The following is a 15,045-nucleotide window of genomic DNA, read 5'->3' as shown; positions in this document are numbered from 1 at the left end:
ACCTCCCTAGATCAGCAAGACGGCGCAACTGTCCGCCTCCCAGCGCAGATACACCCGGTCACCCCAGGTGGGGTTGCCCTTGCAGTGCCGGTCCACGTTGGGCAGGGTCGCCAGGATGCGCTTGCCCGAGGCCAGCCGCACATGGTAGATGGACAGGCTGCCCAGGTAGGCGATTTCGTCCACCTCGCCGCTCAGCCAATTGGTGTCCTCGGCCGGGGCCCCGGCACAGAGGAACATCTTCTCCGGCCGCACCGCTATCATCAGCGGCAGGCCCTCGGCGATGGACAGGCCGTGATTCACCCTGAGCGGCTGCTCCAGTTGCGGGCTGCGGATCAGAGCGCTGTCGGCCTCGTTGGCCTCGAGCATGCCGTCGAACACATTGACCGAGCCGATAAATTCGGCGCTGTAACGGCAATTGGGGTATTCGTAAACATCCAGCGGATCCCCCACCTGCACCAGCCGCCCCTTGTTCATGATGGCGATGCGGCCGGCCATGGTCATGGCCTCTTCCTGATCGTGGGTCACCATCACGCAGGTGACCCCCACCTGCTCGACGATGTTGACCAGTTCGAGCTGCATCTCTTCCCTGAGCTTCTTGTCCAGCGCGCCCATGGGTTCGTCCAGCAGCAGCAGCTTGGGCCGCTTGGCCAGGCTGCGCGCCAGGGCCACCCGCTGGCGCTGGCCACCGGACAACTGGTGGGGCTTGCGCCTGGCGTAGTCTTCCATGTGCACCAGTTTGAGCATATGGGCCACCCGCTCGGCGATGTCCGCCCTGGGCAGCCTGTCCTGCTTGAGACCGAAGGCGATGTTGGCTTCCACCGTCATATGGGGGAAGAGGGCGTAGGACTGGAACATCATGTTGATGGGCCTGTCATAGGGGGGCACCTCGGCGATGTCGACCCCTTCGAGCAGGATCTCGCCCTTGCTCGGCTGCTCGAAGCCGGCCAGCATGCGCAGCAGGGTGGACTTGCCGCAGCCGGAGGCCCCGAGCAGGGCGAAGATCTCCCCCCGCCGAATCTGCAGGCTGACGTCGTCCACCGCCGGCTGGCCGTCGAACAGCTTGCTGACGTTGCGGATCTCCAGAAAAGGCCGGGCCTCGGCCTGCTCTTCCTTACCGTGTTCCGGCATTGCCACCTCCTTGAGAACATCGTTGTCTGGGATCTTGTGTCCTCGGCCAAAACGCACTACTCCGCCGACACGCCGTGGGACCTGATACTCACCATTTCGACCTGCTGCGAACATTCACTGGATGTTCGGTCAGGCCGAAATGGCTCGTCACGGCGAGCAAGCTCACCCCCAGGGGCTCCGCCGCGACATCCGGCATGTGCCGAGCGCTACAGGGACGGGCTTGCAGCGTGTCGGTGGAGGTGGCTCTGTTGCCTCTTCGCCGAGTCGTAACATACAAGTCTCACAGAGATCGTAAACAAGCTCTTATCGTCCGGTCTTGACCCGGGTCCAGGCACGGGTGATAACCCGGTTCACACTCTGGGGCAGTATCTTGGCGGTATAGAGCTTGGCCGCCGCCTCCTCGGTGGGATAGATACCGGTGTCGTCCAGGATTTCCTCGTCCACGAACTCCCTGGCGGCGCTGTTGGCGTTGGCATAGGCCACATAGTTGGACACCCCGGCGATCACCTCCGGCTGCATCAGGTAGTCGATGAGCTTGTGGGCATTGTCCGGATGGCGGGCATCCCTGGGGATGGTCAGCATATCGAACCACATCAGGGCCCCTTCCTTGGGAATGCTGTAGGCCACCTCGACCCCCTGGCTGGCTTCTTCCGCCCGGTCCCTGGCCTGCAGGATATCGCCGGACCAGCCCACCGCCACGCAGACATCGCCGTTGGCCAGATCGTTGATGTACTTGGAGGAGTGGAAGTAGGTGATATGGGGCCTCAGGCTCAGCATCAGCTCGGTAGCCGGACCAGTGTAATCCTCGGCATTGGTGCTGTTGGGATCCAGCCCCTGGTAGTTCAGGGCGGCGGCAAACACCTCGGTCGGAGCATCGAGGAAGGCCACCCCGCACTGGCTGAGTTTTGCCAGGTTTTCCGGCTTCATCACCAGATCCCAGGAGTCTACCGGGGCCTCCTCGCCCAGGGCGGCCCTCACCTTCTCCACGTTGTAGCCGATGCCGGTGGTGCCCCACAGATAGGGGACACCGAACTTGTTGTCCGGATCCTTTTCTGCCAGCAGCGCCATGATTTGGGGATCCAGGTTGCCATAGTTGCTGAGCTTGGACTTGTCCAGCTCCATAAAGGCACCGGCCTGGATCTGGCGGCCCATAAAGTCGCCGGTAGGCACCACCACGTCGAAGCCGGTGTTGCCGGCCAGCAGCCGGGCCTCCAGCACCTCGTTGGAGTCGAACACGTCGTAGGTCACATTGATGCCGGTCTCGGCGGTGAAGTTGGCCAGGGTGTCTTCCGCGATATAGTCGGACCAGTTATAAAAGTTGACCTGGGCCGGCTCCTGGGCCTGTACGCCCAGCGCCATCCCCACGCCGGCCGCCAGCAGCCCCAATCGACAACCATATCCTGTTTTGTTCATCATGGTGTTCTCCATCCTTAGTTGTGCATCAATGTCTGATACGTTAAATCCAGCGCCCGACGCGCCTTGGTGATCAGTTCATCAATCTCGGCCCTGGTGATCACCAGGGGTGGCGAGATGATCATGGTATCCCCCACGGCCCGCATCACCAGGCCCTGTTCGAAGCAGTGCTCCCGGCAGAGGAGTCCCGCCCCGGCCGCGCTGTCGAAGCGGCGGTTGTCGGTTTTGTCCGCCACCAACTCCAGGGCCGCTACCAGCCCCAGGCCGCGGGTGGCGCCCACCAGGGGGTGGTCACCCAGGCTGGCCCAGGCCTGCTGCAGGTAGGGGCCGACATCAGAATGGACGCGTTCGACTATCTTTTCCCGCCGCATTACCTCGATATTGGCCAGGGCCACGGCACAGGCCACCGGATGCCCGGAATAGGTGAAGCCGTGGAAGAACTCTCCACCCCGGATGATCCCTTCGGCCACCCGGCGACCCACCGCCACCGCCCCCAGCGGCATATAGCCGGAGGTAATGCCCTTGGCCATGCACAGCAGGTCGGGCTCGAGCCCGTAGTATTCGCTGGCGAACCAGTGGCCGGTACGGCCGAAGCCGCAGATCACCTCGTCCACCACCAGCAGGATGTCGTATCGCTTGCAGATACGCCGGATCTCGGGCCAGTAGCTCTGGGGCGGTATGATGACGCCGCCGGCACCCTGGATGGGCTCGCCGATAAAGGCCGCCACCCGCTCCGGGCCCAGCTCCAGGATTTTCTGCTCGAGCTGGCGGGCCCGTTCCAGGCCGAACGCTTGCGGATCCCGCCCCTGCCCTTCCCCGAAATGATAGGGCTGGTCGATATGCACGATATCGGGCAGCGGCAGCCCGCCTTGGGCGTGCATCGGCTTCATGCCGCCCAGGGCGGCGCCGGCCAGGGTGGAGCCATGGTAGGCGTTGTGCCGGCTGATGATCACCTTGCGCTCGGGCCGGCCCTGGCTGGCCCAGTAGTGGCGCACCATGCGCACCACGGTGTCGTTGCACTCCGAGCCAGAGCCGGTGAAGAAGACATGCTGCATGTCGCCGGGCAGTAGCTCGCTCAGGGTGGCCGCCAGTTCGGTGGCGCTGGGATGGGTGGTCTGGAAAAAGAGGTTGTAATAGGGCAGCCGGCGCAGTTGCCGCTCGGCGGCCTGGATCAGCTCGTCCCGGCCGTAGCCCAGATTGACGCACCACAGGCCGGCCATGCCGTCGAGGATGCGGTTGCCGTTTGCATCCCACAGGTAGACCCCCTCGCCCCGCTCTATGATACGGGTACCTTTCCGGTGCAGCGCCTGGCTGTCGGTAAAGGGATGCAGATGGTGGGCGGCATCCAGCTCCTGCAGGCGGCGACCTCCTTGTTGCTCTGCCATGGTCGGCTCCGTTCTCGGTTAGACGTTCAGCAGCAGGAACTCCCGTTCCCAGGCGCTGATCACGGTGAAGAAGGCCTCATATTCCTTGCGCTTGACCGAAATAAAGGCATTGACGAAACGGGGCCCCAGGAGTTGGCGCAAATCTTCGCACTGCTCCAGCTCCAGCAGGGCCTCTTCCAGGCTGCGGGCCAGGCCGAACGGCATGTTGTAGGCGCTGCCCTGCACCTGATCGGTGGGCTTGAGCTTCTGCATCATGCCCAGGTAGCCACAGGCCAGGCTGGCGGCCAGGGCCAGGTAGGGATTGGCGTCGGCCCCGGCGAAACGGTTCTCGATACGCCGGTCCGCCGGCCCCGAGCGCGGCACCCGCAGGCCCACGGTGCGGTTGTCCTCGCCCCAGGCCATGTTGCGCGGCGCCGAATCCCCGAACGCCAACCGCCGGTAGGAATTAACGTTGGGGGCGAACAGGGCCACGGCGCTCGGGATATAGCGCTGCATGCCGCCGATGTAGTGGAGGAACAGCTCGCTGTGGCTGCCGTCGGCATTGGCAAACAGGTTGGTGCCATTCTTGTCCACCAGGCTCTGGTGGATGTGCATGGCGCTGCCCGGCTCGTTCTTCATCGGCTTGGCCATAAAGGTGGCGTAGACATGGTGGCGCATGGCGGCCTCACGCATGGTGCGCTTGAACAGGAACACCTGGTCCGCCAGATCCAGGGCGTCGCCATGGATGAAGTTCACTTCCATCTGGGCCGCTCCGGATTCGTGGATCAGGGTATCCACCTCCAGCTCCTGGGCCTCGCAGAAGTCGTACATCTCCTCGAAAATGGGATCGAACTCGTTGACCGCGTCGATACTGAACGACTGGCGGGCGGTTTCCGGCCGGCCGTTACGACCGATGGGGGGTTCCAGGGGATAATCCCAGTCCTCGTTTTTCTTCACCAGGAAGAACTCCAGCTCCGGCGCCACCACCGGTCTCCAGCCCTGGTCGTCATAGAGCTTGAGTACCCGACGCAGCACGCTGCGCGGCGCCATGTCCACCGGGTTGCCGTCGGCGTCGAAACAGTCGTGGATCACCTGGGCGGTAGGCTCGCTGGCCCAGGGTACCAACCGCGGGGTGTTGATGTCGGCATGCAGCTCCATGTCCCGCTCGGTCCAGTCGATGTTGCTGTCTTCCGGCCAGTCGCCGTTGACGGTCTGCAGGAAGATGTTCTCCGGCAGCCGCATGCCGCCTTCCTTCAGGAACTTGCTGGCGGGCAGTATCTTGCCGCGGGCATTGCCGGTGAAATCCGGCAGCAGGCATTCCACCTCGGTAATGGCATGCCGCTGCATCCACAGCCGCAGCCATTCCATATCTCGCTTTTCGGGATCTTGAACACTCATAACCCAGGCTCATGGTTTAGGAAACAAAAGCAAGCATAGTCCATATTCGCTAAAAATATGCTAGATATAGGAATTAGCAGTATTCGCAGCAAAAATCCAGTACCGGGAGATAAACGGGATCAGTACCAAAATTAACAAAAATATCCATATATTAAACACCGGTTTTCATGATTAGCTGAACCGGTGGTACCGAATCGCGAGTTTAAGGATGAACCTATGAACAAAGCCCACAGCGCTAGACACCACCATGCTCCCGCCAGCCCCTGGTCGGACTACCAGTCCGTCGACCTGATGCTGTGCGACATCAACGGCGTGCTCAGGGGCAAACGCATCCAGACCAGCGCCCTGGAAAACGCTCTGCGCGACGGTATCAGCCTGCCCGCGTCGGTATTCGCGCTCGACATCACCGGTCAGACGGTGGAGGAAACCGGGCTCGGCTTCGCCCAGGGCGACAGCGATCGCATCTGCCGGCTGCTGCCCCATACCCTGGTGCCGGTGCCCTGGCACAAGACCCCTTCCGGCCAGATCCTGATGACCATGGAAGAGAACGACGGCAGCCCCTTCTTCGCCGATCCGCGCCATGTGCTGCAAAAGGTGGTACAACGGCTGCTGGACAAGGGCCTGCGTCCCTGCGTGGCGGTGGAGCTGGAATTCTACCTGGTGGATCAGAAGGTGGGCCCCGACGGCCTGCCCCAGCCGCCCATACTGCCCGGCACCGACGAGCGCATGCACGACACCCAGGTCTACTCCCTCGACGATCTCGACAGCTGGGAAGACTTCCTGGTACGGGTGGCGGAGGTATGCCAGGTGCAGAAGATACCGGCGGACAACGCCGTGGCCGAATACGCCCCGGGCCAGTTCGAGATCAACCTGACCCACCAGAACGACGCCGTCGCCGCCTGCGACCAGGCCATACTGCTGAAGCGGGCGATCAAGGCCATTGCCATCAAGGAAGGCATGTACGCCACCTTCATGGCCAAGCCCTACAACGGCCAGGCCGGCTCGGGCATGCACATCCACGTCAGCCTGCTCGACGAGGCCGGCAACAATGTATTCGCCGACGATCACGAGTTGCTGCGTCAGGCCATCGCCGGCAACTGCAGCATGCTGCCCGAATGCATGGCGCTGTTCGCCCCCAACGCCAACTCCTACCGTCGGCTACAGCCGCAGATGTTCGTGCCGCTGCACGCCAGTTGGGGCTTCGACAACAGAACCGTGGCCCTGCGCATCCCCTCGGGCGACAGGGGCAGCACCCGGCTGGAGCACCGGGTGGCCGGCGCCGACGCCAATCCCTACCTGGTGGTGGCGGCCATTCTGGCGGCGGTGGATCACGGCATCGGCGAGCAGCTGCGTCCCCCCGCCCCCATCCAGGGCGACGCCAACAAGCTCGACCTGCAGCTGCTGCCCTACCGCTGGCAGGACGCCCTCGACCGCTTCGCCCAGTCGCATCGGCTGTCCCAGTACCTGGGCAAGGATTTTCACCGCGCCTACCTTATCAACAAGCGCCACGAGCTGGCCGAGTTCGACCAGCACGTCACCCCGCTGGAATATCAATGGTATCAACATCTTGTTTAGCCATTCGGAGCCCTTATGCAACAGCACGCCGATTCCTACTACGCCGCCTCCATCAAATATCCCCTGAGCTTCCCGACGCTGGAGGAAGAGCTGGACCTGGACGTCTGCATCGTCGGCGCCGGCATCACCGGGGCCTCGGCGGCCCTCGCCCTGGCGCAGAAAGGCTACAAGGTAGCGGTGCTGGAAGGCCGGCTGGCGGGCTGGGGCGCCTCAGGCCGCAGCGGCGGCCAGATGATCTTCGGCTACGCCTGCGACCAGCCCAAGCTCACCCATCTGGTGGGCATAGAGACGAGCAAGGCCCTGTGGGACATCTCCCTCGAATCCATGGCGCTGATGCGCCGGCGCATCCGGGAACACGGTATCGACTGCGACCTGGCCGATGGCCACCTGCACGCGGCGGTAAAACCCCGTCATATGACGGAGCTGGAAGCCTGGGCCGGGGATCTGCGCCGCCACTTCGGCTACGACGGGCTCGAGCTGTGGAGCCAGGAACAGGTACGGCAGCAGATGAACACCAAAGCCTACCTCGGTGGCCTTTATGATCCCGCCAGCGGCCATGTGCATCCACTCAACTACACCCTGGGATTGGTCAAGGCGGCAAGCGAGGCCGGCGCCCGTTTCTTCGAGCAGAGCCCGGTCAACCGTGTCGAGCGGGGGGCCACCCCGGTGGTCCATACCGCCAGGGGCAAGGTGCGTTGCCGCCACCTGTTGCTGTGCGGCAACGCCTACCTCAACGGCATCGCCCCCGAGATAGAACGCAAGATCATGCCGGTGGGCACCTATATCACCGCCACCGAGCCGCTTGGCGCCGAGCGTGCACGGGAGCTTATCGCCAACAACATGGCGGTCGCCGACACCAACTTCGTGCTCGACTACTTCCGCCTGAGCGCCGACCACCGGTTGCTGTTCGGCGGCCGGGTCAGCTACTCGCGGCGCGATCCCCTCAACCTGACGGACACCATGGGCAAACGGCTGTGCCATGTCTTCCCCCAGTTGCAAGGGGTAAAGCAGCAATATACCTGGGGCGGCTACGTGGGCATCACCATGAACCGGGCGCCCCACTTCGGCCGAATCGAGAACAACGTTTATTTTGCCCAGGGCTTCTCCGGCCACGGCATCGCCCTCACCGGCATGGCGGGCACCCTGATGGCCGATGCCATCGCGGGCAGCGCCGAGCGCTTCGATCTGTTTGGGCGCATCCCCCATCATGATTTTCCCGGTGGACGGCTGCTGCGCACCCCCGCCCTGGTGCTGGCCATGGCCTGGTATCGGCTGCGGGATCTGCTGTAGCCGCTTGCCGGAAGCGGCGAACTGTGCTCCATTTAAGTAAAGGGAGGAAGCACATGGAGCAACTGGAGTTTTTCGACGTCCCCAGCCCCTGCATCGGCATCTGCCAGGTCAACAACAGGGGCTATTGCAAGGGGTGCTTTCGCAGCCGGGAAGAACGCTTCAACTGGCTGCAGCTGAGCGCCCAGCAACGGCGTGACGTCATTCGCCTGTGCCAGGACCGCAAGCGCCGGGTACTGGCCGCCGCCCGCAAGAAACAGCTGGAACTGGAGCTCACCCAGCAAGACGCCCCGCCCCAGGACTCACTGCCGCTTTAGGCCTGCAGCCTGACTCTTGGTCACAAGTTTTTGTTGGCTCTTGGTCAGGCAAAACATCGGCCAAAGCGCACAGCTCCTCCGGCACGCCGTGGGACCTGATACTCGCCATTGCGGCCTGCTGCGAACATTCACTGGATGTTCGGTCAGGCCGAAACAGCGAGTGTCATATATTACGGCGTGTCGGCGGAGGTGGCCCTGTTGCCTCTTCTCTGCGTCAAATCAGACCGCCGGACTTGTGACTACAGTCAGGCCTGCAGCCGCTCGCCTATCCACTGGGCAATGAACGCCGCCGGCACTGCTTCCAGGTGAAGATGATGGCCGCCGGCCAATAGCTCGAGTTCCAGTTGCGGCACCAGCGCCAGTTGTTGTTCGACCCGCGCCATGCCGATACCCGACGCCGCCATCACCAGCAGCACCGGCATGGTCAGCCGGCACAGAAAGGCCGCTATCTGCTGTTCGCACAGGCGTACCACCGACGGCTGGGTCAGCGCCAGATCACTGCGCCAGTACCAACCATCGGCCTCCTCGCGCAGACCCCGCGCCAGGAGCCAGACTGCCGCCTCCCGGCCTATCGGCCAGCGCCCGCCCATGCGCGCCCGCACCGCCTGTTCGAAACTGGCGTAAGGACGGAGCGAGCGACGACCGAGGCGCGCGCCACGAAGCAACGCCTCGGCCATCTGTGCCGGCAACTGCTCGGCGGGGTAATCGAGGGGGGCGAGGCCGTCCAGCAGGAACAGCCGGCTGACCCGATCGGGAAAGGCGCCGGCAAAGAGACTGGCTATCCCGGCGCCCATGGAGTGGCCCAGCAGGGCCACCCGCTTCAGTCCCAGTTCGTCGAGCAATGCCTGCACATCGGCCAGGTTGTCCCAGATATAGTAGGGCTGGCCGGCGGGCCTGTGGTCGGATAAACCATGGCCGGCCAGATCGGGGGCGATCAGTCGCACTTGCGGCAACAACTTGGCCAGCAGGGTGAAGCTCGCCGCGTTGTCGAGCCAGCCGTGCAAGGCCACCAGGGGAATGCCCTGCGGATCGCCCCACTCCATCACCGCCAGCCGGCGGCCATGGACTTCAAACCGCCATGAACGATGCATACGCAGGACAGGCGCTCAACGGTTCCAGGACTCGGGGTACTTGTAGTCCTCGAAGCGCTTCATCGCGTAGTCCCTGAAATCCTCGGCGTTGTAGGCATCGATCAAGTCCTGCACGAAGGGCTGGTCCTGGTCCTCGCCGCGCACCACCACCCAGTTGATGAAATCGTAGCTGCGTTCGAGGAAAAGCCCCTCGGCGAAGGGAATGCCGCTGGAGGCGGCGAAGTTGCCGTTGATCACCGAGAAGTCCACGTCCTGGCGCGAGCGGGGCAGTTGCGCCGCCTCCAGCAGCACCAGCCGGATGCCCTTGAGGTTTTCCGCTACGTCAAACTCGCTGGCGCGCAGCGGATCTATGTCGTCCTTCAGCCGGATCCAGCCCATGTCTTCCAGCATCAATAGGGCCCGGGCCTGGTTGGTGGGATCGTTGGGGATGGCGACGGTACTGCCTTTCTTCACCTGCTCCAGGGAACTCAGCTTGCCGGAATAGAGCCCCATGGGACCGGTGGGCACCTGGGTGACGGGGATCAGATCCAGGCCCCTGTCCTTGCTGAAGGTTTCGAGGTAGGGTCGATGCTGGAAGCAGTTGACGTCCAGCGCCCCTTCCGCCAACGCCAGGTTGGGCATCACATAGTCGGTGAATTCCACCAGTTTTACCCGGTAGCCACGCGTTTCCAGGAAGGGCTTAACCGACTCGGTCACCATGTCGGCAAAGTCCCCGACCGTGGTGCCGATGACGATCTCCTTCTTGTCCGGGTCGGCGGCGAGCAGGGAAAACGGCAGGCATGACAGGGTCAGGGCCAACAGGGGCAGTTTGAGCAGGGTACGGCGCATAAGGACTCCTTGCTGATGAGAAAAGCGGCAGAACAGTGAACGGCCATACGTTTAGCCTTTTGGATGGCCATGCTAGCAGAGAGTCCGTTTGGCGCCAAATATAAAACGCCGGGCTGGCTCGGCCCGGCGTTGAGACAAAGCACAATCCCGTTACCACTTTTCCGCGGCGCGGCTGTCGCTGTCCCTGGCTTCCACCCAGCGCTCCTCGCCGCTCGCCGTGGTTTCCTTCTTCCAGAACGGGGCCCGGGTCTTGAGGTAGTCCATGATGAAATGGCAGGCCTCGAAGGCCGCCTCCCGGTGGCTGCTTGCCACCCCCACGAACACGATTTGGTCGCCGAGTTCGAGCCGGCCTACCCGGTGGATCACCCGGCACTCCAGCAGCGGCCAGCGCCGGTGCGCTTCTTCCACTATCTGGTTCAACGAGTGCTCGGTCATGCCCGGATAGTGTTCCAGGGTCATGCCGCTGACCGCCTCCCCCTGGTTCATCTCCCGCACCTTGCCGACGAAGGTGACCACGGCGCCGGTCTGGTGCGAACGGCTGAGGACAGCGTATTCGGCGCCCAGCTCGAAGTCTTCGGTCTGTACCCGGATCATCTCAACCTCCGGTGACCGGCGGGAAGAAGGCGACTTCGTCCCCGGCCTTGATGGGCGTATCGAGCGGCACTATGGTGTGGTTGACCGCCGCCAGCAGCCGGTCGTCGGACAGCGCCAGCGCCCACTTGTCCCCGCGCCCGGCCAGGGCCTGGCGCAGGGCGTTCACATCCGCATAGTCCTCGGCCAGGCTGAGTTCATCCTCGCCGACCAGTTCGCGTACCTGCGCGAAAAATACCACCTTGATCATGTCGCTTTAAAATCTCCTGATTTGCCGCCCCGTTTTTCCAGCAGGCGGACGCCTTCGATGCGCATGTCCTTTTGCACCGCCTTACACATATCATAGATGGTCAGGGCCGCCACCGAGGCGGCGGTGAGCGCTTCCATCTCGACCCCGGTCTGCCCCGCCAGCTTGCAGTAGCTTTCGATATGGACCCCGCCCCGACCGGTATCGGCCTTCAATTGTACCTCGACCTTGGACAGCGCCAGCGGATGACACAGCGGGATGAGATCGGCGGTTTTCTTCGCCGCCATGATGCCGGCGATACGGGCGGTGGCGAACACGTCCCCCTTGTGGTGCTGTCCGCCGAGGATCAGTTGCAGGGTCTCGGGTGCCATCAGCACCCAGGCCTCGGCCCGGGCCTCGCGCACCGTCACCGCCTTGGCGCTCACGTCCACCATGTTGGCCTCGCCCGAGGCGTTGATGTGGGTCAGTTCGCTCATGAGCCTACACCAGGTGCTGCACGAAGTTGCAGGGCTTGTGGCGGGCGTCGAGCTGCTCGGCCAGAATGCCGTTCCAGCCGGTGCGGCAGGCACCGGTGGAGCCCGGCATACAGAAGATGGCGGTGCGGTTGGCCAGCCCACCCAGGGCCCGGCTCTGCACCGTGGAAGTGCCCAGCTCCTGGTAGGTGATATGGCGGAACAGCTCGCCGAAGCCGTCGATCACGGTATCGAGCAGCGGGCCCACCGCCTCGGGGGTGGTATCGCGGCCGGTGAAGCCGGTACCGCCGGTGATCAACACCACCTGCACCTCGGGGCTGGCAATCCAGCGTGACACCAGGGCGCGGATGTCGTACTTGTCGTCCTTGAGGATGATTTTTTCCGCCAGTTGGTGGCCGGCGGCGGTGAGCGCCTCGGCCAGGAAGCGGCCCGAGGTGTCGGTGTCTTCGTTACGGGTATCGGAGACGGTCAGCACCGCTATCTTCAGGGGCACGAAGGCCTGGCTTGCATGACTCATGGCGTCCTCTCATTAATTTTTACATAAAGATAATAATTGAAACATTCTCGCACAGCGCGGCGGAAGGTCAATCCGGAAAACAACAAAGCCTGGGGCAATAATGCCACAGGCTTTGACGTCATTCATGGATGCTGCTCAGAATCCTTCGACACCACGCATATTGGGCAACTGATGCGCTATGCCCTTGTGGCAGTCGATACAGGTTTTCTCGCCACTGGCCAACGAGGTGGAGTGGGCCTGGGCCGCGCGGCTGCCCTGCACGCTAAAGTCCATGTAGTCGAAGTTGTGACAGTTGCGGCACTCCCGCGAGTCGGTTTCCTTCATCCGCTGCCACTCCCTGTCCGCCATGTAGCGGCGATGGGCCTCGAACTTCTCGGGAGTATCGATAATGCCCGTCATCTTGCCCCAGACTTCCTTGGACGCCGCTATCTTGCGCACTATCTTGTGGGTCCACTCATGGGGCACATGACAGTCGGGGCAGCTGGCCCTGACTCCGGAGCGGTTGGCGTAATGGATGGTATCCCGGTACTCCAGATAGACGTTATCCTGCATTTCATGGCAGCCGATACAGAACTGCTCGGTGTTGGTCACCTCCAGCGCGGTATTGAAGCCGCCCCAGAAGATGACGCCACCGAAGAAGCCGAATACCAGCACCACGCCCACCGCCACCTTGCTGGGTGAACGGAAGGTTTGCCACAGCCGTTTGAACAGGCTTTTCTTCTCCGCCATAGGGGCTCCTTACCGCAGGGATTCAACGGGAGTGAAGGTATTGTCCACCAGCGGCTTGGCATCGGTCTGCGGCACATGGCACTGCAGGCAGAAGTAACGCCGCGGGCTGATGTCGCCCAGGGTCATGCCATCCCGGGTTTCATAGTGGGTCGGGCTGACCCGAGGGGCGCCACGGGCGGCCGCGTTCTTCCAGCCGTGGCAGGCCAGGCAGCGGTTGACCTTGAGATCCACCTCATAACCCCGTACCTGGTGGGGCACCAGGGGCGGCTGGTGGATATACTGCCTGTCCTGAATGCCCTGATCCTTGACCGGATCCCTGAGCCGTTCGGCATCTTTGTTGTATTGCAAGGCGGTATCCCCCTGCAGCGAGTGCAGTTTACCGGTATGGGCATCAATCTCCTCGACCTGAGCCTGCACCATGCCCACCCAAGCCGCCAGCAGCAGCGCTCCCATCACTTTTCCAGTCTTTATCATCATTTTTTCTCCGCCTTTTTTGCAAAACGCGTGGTGAAACTGAAGACGTCTTCCGCACACACGTCGATACAACGCCCACAATGGCTACAATCCGTCATCTTGATTTCGGGGCCATGCCCCCTTTTGGCGCCGTGTACCGGCCCCTTTAGTATCTGGGGCTCGGGACAGACCGCGTAACAATCCATGCAGCTGGTACAGTGTTCCCGACCGGCCGCCGTCACCTGCAAGGGTCTCAGCTTGTTCACCAGCCCCCAGAAGGCCCCCTGGGGGCACAGATGGCCGCACCAGCCCCTGTCCACCACAAAGGTGTCGAACAAAAACACCGCGGCTATCAGCAACCAGCCCCAGCCCATGCCGAACAGCAGGCCCCGGTGCAGCAGGGATACCGGATTGACCGACTCCCACACCACCAGGCCGCCGATAAACGGCACCACCAGGATGGTGGCCAGCAGCCAGTAGCGCAGCCGGCTGGAAAGCCCCGAGCCCTGCCGCAGCCCCAGCCGACGGCGCAACCAACCGGCGGTGTCGGTCACCGGATTCAGGGGACAGACCCAGGAGCAGAACACCCGCCCCCCGAGCAGGGCATAGCCGACCAGGACGATCAACGCCCCCAGCCAGGCGGTCAGCACCGGCCAGTGCCCCGCCGCCAGCAGCTGCACCAGGGCGAAGGGATCCGTCATCGGCACCGTCCCGAACAGCAAGGAGCTGGACAGGTTGCCCTCGATAAGCCAGATCCCGGCCCAGGGGCCGAGCAGGAACAGGCCCAGTACCGACAACTGGCACAGCCGGCGCAGCAGCAGGAAGCGATGCGCCCGCCACCAGCCCTTGCGCTCTACCGCCTCGGTGCCGGGATGCCGCTTCATCACAGCCCTCCTTCCGGACGACGGGTCGGCAGGGTCAGTTGGTCCCCGATAAGGGATTCACCGGCCTTTTCCTTCTCGACCCAGCCCCAGCGGTAGTGGGCGCCCAGCTCGCCTTTGGCCAGCTTTCGCGGTAGTACCTTGATGGCCGCCTCTTCCAGCACACAGGCATGCTCGCACTTGCCGCAGCCGGTGCAGGCATCCGCATGTACCGTCGGAATAAAGAGGGCATGATGCCCGGTCCTGCCGTTATGACTCGCCTCCAGGGTGATGGCCTGATCGATCAGCGGACAGACCCGGTAACAGACGTCACAGCGCAGGCCCTGCCAGTTGAGGCAGGTCTCGTGATCGATCAGCACCGCCAAACCCATGCGGGCCTCGTCGATATCGGTCAGCTCCGGATCCAGCGCCCCGCTCGGACAGGCCGCCACGCACGGAATGTCGTCGCACATCTCGCAGGGCACGGCCCGTGCCTCGAAGTAGGGCGTGCCCGTGGTCACCGGGGTCAGCAGCCGGGCCAGCTTGAGGGTGTCGTAGGGGCAGGCCGCCACGCACAGGCCGCAACGCACACAGGCGCCGAGAAAATCCGGCTCGGCCCCCGCGCCCGGCGGCCGCAGCGCCTGGGCCGGCAGGCTGGCGGCCTGGTGGCTGTATGCCCCCAGTCCCAGCCCGACCAGGCCCATGGCGCAGCCGCCACCCGCCAGCTGCAGCATGAACTGCCGTCGTGAAGCCCCGCTCATCGCCATGCCCCGT

At 63.4% G+C, this 15,045-nt stretch carries 17 protein-coding genes; 3 read left to right on the top strand and 14 right to left on the bottom strand.

Annotated elements, in window-relative coordinates; genetic code table 11:
• Positions 1-6 precede the first annotated feature (6 nt).
• From potG to ACEVBK_RS08105, 4 genes are all read right to left on the bottom strand, one after another.
• The gene (potG, locus tag ACEVBK_RS08120; protein ID WP_375058098.1) at positions 7-1,128 is read right to left on the bottom strand and encodes a putrescine ABC transporter ATP-binding subunit PotG; all 1,122 of its coding nucleotides are present in this window, start codon (positions 1,126-1,128) and stop codon (positions 7-9) included.
• A 303-nt stretch (positions 1,129-1,431) separates the two neighbouring features.
• On the bottom strand, positions 1,432-2,544 hold the full coding sequence (locus ACEVBK_RS08115) for an extracellular solute-binding protein (RefSeq protein WP_375058097.1): 1,113 nt from the start codon (positions 2,542-2,544) through the stop codon (positions 1,432-1,434).
• Between the two features lie 14 nt (positions 2,545-2,558).
• Positions 2,559-3,926, bottom strand: coding sequence for an aspartate aminotransferase family protein (locus ACEVBK_RS08110; protein WP_375058096.1), 1,368 nt, complete (start codon positions 3,924-3,926; stop codon positions 2,559-2,561).
• 18 nt (positions 3,927-3,944) lie between these two features.
• The gene (locus ACEVBK_RS08105) at positions 3,945-5,303 is read right to left on the bottom strand and encodes a glutamine synthetase family protein (protein ID WP_375058095.1); all 1,359 of its coding nucleotides are present in this window, start codon (positions 5,301-5,303) and stop codon (positions 3,945-3,947) included.
• 216 nt (positions 5,304-5,519) lie between these two features.
• Here ACEVBK_RS08105 and ACEVBK_RS08100 point away from each other — a divergent pair, with 216 nt between their 5' ends.
• The 3 genes from ACEVBK_RS08100 to ACEVBK_RS08090 are packed head-to-tail and all read left to right on the top strand — an operon-like array spanning position 5,520 to position 8,482.
• Positions 5,520-6,878, top strand: a complete 1,359-nt coding sequence (locus ACEVBK_RS08100) for a glutamine synthetase family protein (RefSeq protein ID WP_375058094.1) — start codon at positions 5,520-5,522, stop codon at positions 6,876-6,878.
• 15 nt (positions 6,879-6,893) lie between these two features.
• A complete protein-coding gene (locus ACEVBK_RS08095; RefSeq protein WP_375058093.1) occupies positions 6,894-8,168 on the top strand; it encodes an NAD(P)/FAD-dependent oxidoreductase in 1,275 nt (424 codons plus the stop codon).
• A 53-nt stretch (positions 8,169-8,221) separates the two neighbouring features.
• Positions 8,222-8,482, top strand: a complete 261-nt coding sequence (locus ACEVBK_RS08090; RefSeq protein WP_375058092.1) for a DUF1289 domain-containing protein — start codon at positions 8,222-8,224, stop codon at positions 8,480-8,482.
• 245 nt (positions 8,483-8,727) lie between these two features.
• On the opposite strand, the gene ACEVBK_RS08085 is transcribed toward ACEVBK_RS08090, so the two are convergent.
• The 10 genes from ACEVBK_RS08085 to napG all read right to left on the bottom strand — a co-directional run bounded on the left by ACEVBK_RS08085 (position 8,728) and on the right by napG (position 15,038).
• A complete protein-coding gene (locus ACEVBK_RS08085; RefSeq protein ID WP_375058091.1) occupies positions 8,728-9,573 on the bottom strand; it encodes an alpha/beta fold hydrolase in 846 nt (281 codons plus the stop codon).
• 15 nt (positions 9,574-9,588) lie between these two features.
• Positions 9,589-10,401, bottom strand: a complete 813-nt coding sequence (locus ACEVBK_RS08080) for a MetQ/NlpA family ABC transporter substrate-binding protein (RefSeq protein WP_375058090.1) — start codon at positions 10,399-10,401, stop codon at positions 9,589-9,591.
• A gap of 150 nt (positions 10,402-10,551) precedes the next feature.
• The gene (moaE, locus tag ACEVBK_RS08075; RefSeq protein ID WP_375058089.1) at positions 10,552-10,995 is read right to left on the bottom strand and encodes a molybdopterin synthase catalytic subunit MoaE; all 444 of its coding nucleotides are present in this window, start codon (positions 10,993-10,995) and stop codon (positions 10,552-10,554) included.
• A gap of 1 nt (position 10,996) precedes the next feature.
• Positions 10,997-11,242 carry a molybdopterin synthase sulfur carrier subunit gene (gene moaD / locus ACEVBK_RS08070; RefSeq protein ID WP_375058088.1) on the bottom strand — a complete coding sequence of 82 codons (246 nt, stop codon included), beginning with the start codon at positions 11,240-11,242 and terminating at the stop codon, positions 10,997-10,999.
• Positions 11,239-11,715: a cyclic pyranopterin monophosphate synthase MoaC gene (gene moaC, locus ACEVBK_RS08065; protein WP_375058087.1), complete on the bottom strand. Its 477-nt coding sequence runs from the start codon at positions 11,713-11,715 to the stop codon at positions 11,239-11,241. Before moaC ends, moaD begins: the two co-directional genes overlap by 4 nt.
• 4 nt (positions 11,716-11,719) lie before the next feature.
• Positions 11,720-12,229: a molybdenum cofactor biosynthesis protein B gene (moaB, locus tag ACEVBK_RS08060; protein ID WP_375058086.1), complete on the bottom strand. Its 510-nt coding sequence runs from the start codon at positions 12,227-12,229 to the stop codon at positions 11,720-11,722.
• A 135-nt stretch (positions 12,230-12,364) separates the two neighbouring features.
• Positions 12,365-12,958, bottom strand: a complete 594-nt coding sequence (locus tag ACEVBK_RS08055; protein WP_375058085.1) for a cytochrome c3 family protein — start codon at positions 12,956-12,958, stop codon at positions 12,365-12,367.
• Positions 12,959-12,967: 9 nt separating this feature from the next.
• Positions 12,968-13,432, bottom strand: a complete 465-nt coding sequence (locus tag ACEVBK_RS08050; RefSeq protein WP_375058529.1) for a nitrate reductase cytochrome c-type subunit — start codon at positions 13,430-13,432, stop codon at positions 12,968-12,970.
• A complete protein-coding gene (gene napH, locus ACEVBK_RS08045; protein ID WP_375058084.1) occupies positions 13,432-14,295 on the bottom strand; it encodes a quinol dehydrogenase ferredoxin subunit NapH in 864 nt (287 codons plus the stop codon). The genes ACEVBK_RS08050 and napH overlap by 1 nt, the downstream gene beginning before the upstream one ends.
• Entirely contained in the window at positions 14,295-15,038 is a 744-nt protein-coding gene (gene napG / locus ACEVBK_RS08040) for a ferredoxin-type protein NapG (RefSeq protein ID WP_375058083.1), read from the bottom strand. Before napG ends, napH begins: the two co-directional genes overlap by 1 nt.
• Positions 15,039-15,045: the final 7 nt, after the last annotated feature.

The sequence above is a fragment of the Zobellella sp. DQSA1 genome (genome assembly GCF_041950555.1).
In the GTDB taxonomy this organism is placed as follows: Bacteria; Pseudomonadota; Gammaproteobacteria; order Enterobacterales; family Aeromonadaceae; genus Oceanimonas.
This window is presented reverse-complemented; position numbering and strand designations above follow the sequence as displayed.

Coding starts and splice junctions, on each gene's coding strand:
- ACEVBK_RS08080 (WP_375058090.1), bottom strand. CDS start 10,401: ATGCGCCGTACCCTGCTCAAACTGCCCCTGTTGGCCCTGACCCTGTCA.
- moaB (WP_375058086.1), bottom strand. CDS start 12,229: ATGAGTCATGCAAGCCAGGCCTTCGTGCCCCTGAAGATAGCGGTGCTG.
- ACEVBK_RS08100 (WP_375058094.1), top strand. CDS start 5,520: ATGAACAAAGCCCACAGCGCTAGACACCACCATGCTCCCGCCAGCCCC.
- moaD (WP_375058088.1), bottom strand. CDS start 11,242: ATGATCAAGGTGGTATTTTTCGCGCAGGTACGCGAACTGGTCGGCGAG.
- ACEVBK_RS08085 (WP_375058091.1), bottom strand. CDS start 9,573: ATGCATCGTTCATGGCGGTTTGAAGTCCATGGCCGCCGGCTGGCGGTG.
- ACEVBK_RS08055 (WP_375058085.1), bottom strand. CDS start 12,958: ATGGCGGAGAAGAAAAGCCTGTTCAAACGGCTGTGGCAAACCTTCCGT.
- ACEVBK_RS08115 (WP_375058097.1), bottom strand. CDS start 2,544: ATGATGAACAAAACAGGATATGGTTGTCGATTGGGGCTGCTGGCGGCC.
- potG (WP_375058098.1), bottom strand. CDS start 1,128: ATGCCGGAACACGGTAAGGAAGAGCAGGCCGAGGCCCGGCCTTTTCTG.
- ACEVBK_RS08095 (WP_375058093.1), top strand. CDS start 6,894: ATGCAACAGCACGCCGATTCCTACTACGCCGCCTCCATCAAATATCCC.
- ACEVBK_RS08090 (WP_375058092.1), top strand. CDS start 8,222: ATGGAGCAACTGGAGTTTTTCGACGTCCCCAGCCCCTGCATCGGCATC.
- moaC (WP_375058087.1), bottom strand. CDS start 11,715: ATGAGCGAACTGACCCACATCAACGCCTCGGGCGAGGCCAACATGGTG.
- ACEVBK_RS08050 (WP_375058529.1), bottom strand. CDS start 13,432: ATGATAAAGACTGGAAAAGTGATGGGAGCGCTGCTGCTGGCGGCTTGG.
- ACEVBK_RS08110 (WP_375058096.1), bottom strand. CDS start 3,926: ATGGCAGAGCAACAAGGAGGTCGCCGCCTGCAGGAGCTGGATGCCGCC.
- moaE (WP_375058089.1), bottom strand. CDS start 10,995: ATGATCCGGGTACAGACCGAAGACTTCGAGCTGGGCGCCGAATACGCT.
- napG (WP_375058083.1), bottom strand. CDS start 15,038: ATGGCGATGAGCGGGGCTTCACGACGGCAGTTCATGCTGCAGCTGGCG.
- napH (WP_375058084.1), bottom strand. CDS start 14,295: ATGAAGCGGCATCCCGGCACCGAGGCGGTAGAGCGCAAGGGCTGGTGG.
- ACEVBK_RS08105 (WP_375058095.1), bottom strand. CDS start 5,303: ATGAGTGTTCAAGATCCCGAAAAGCGAGATATGGAATGGCTGCGGCTG.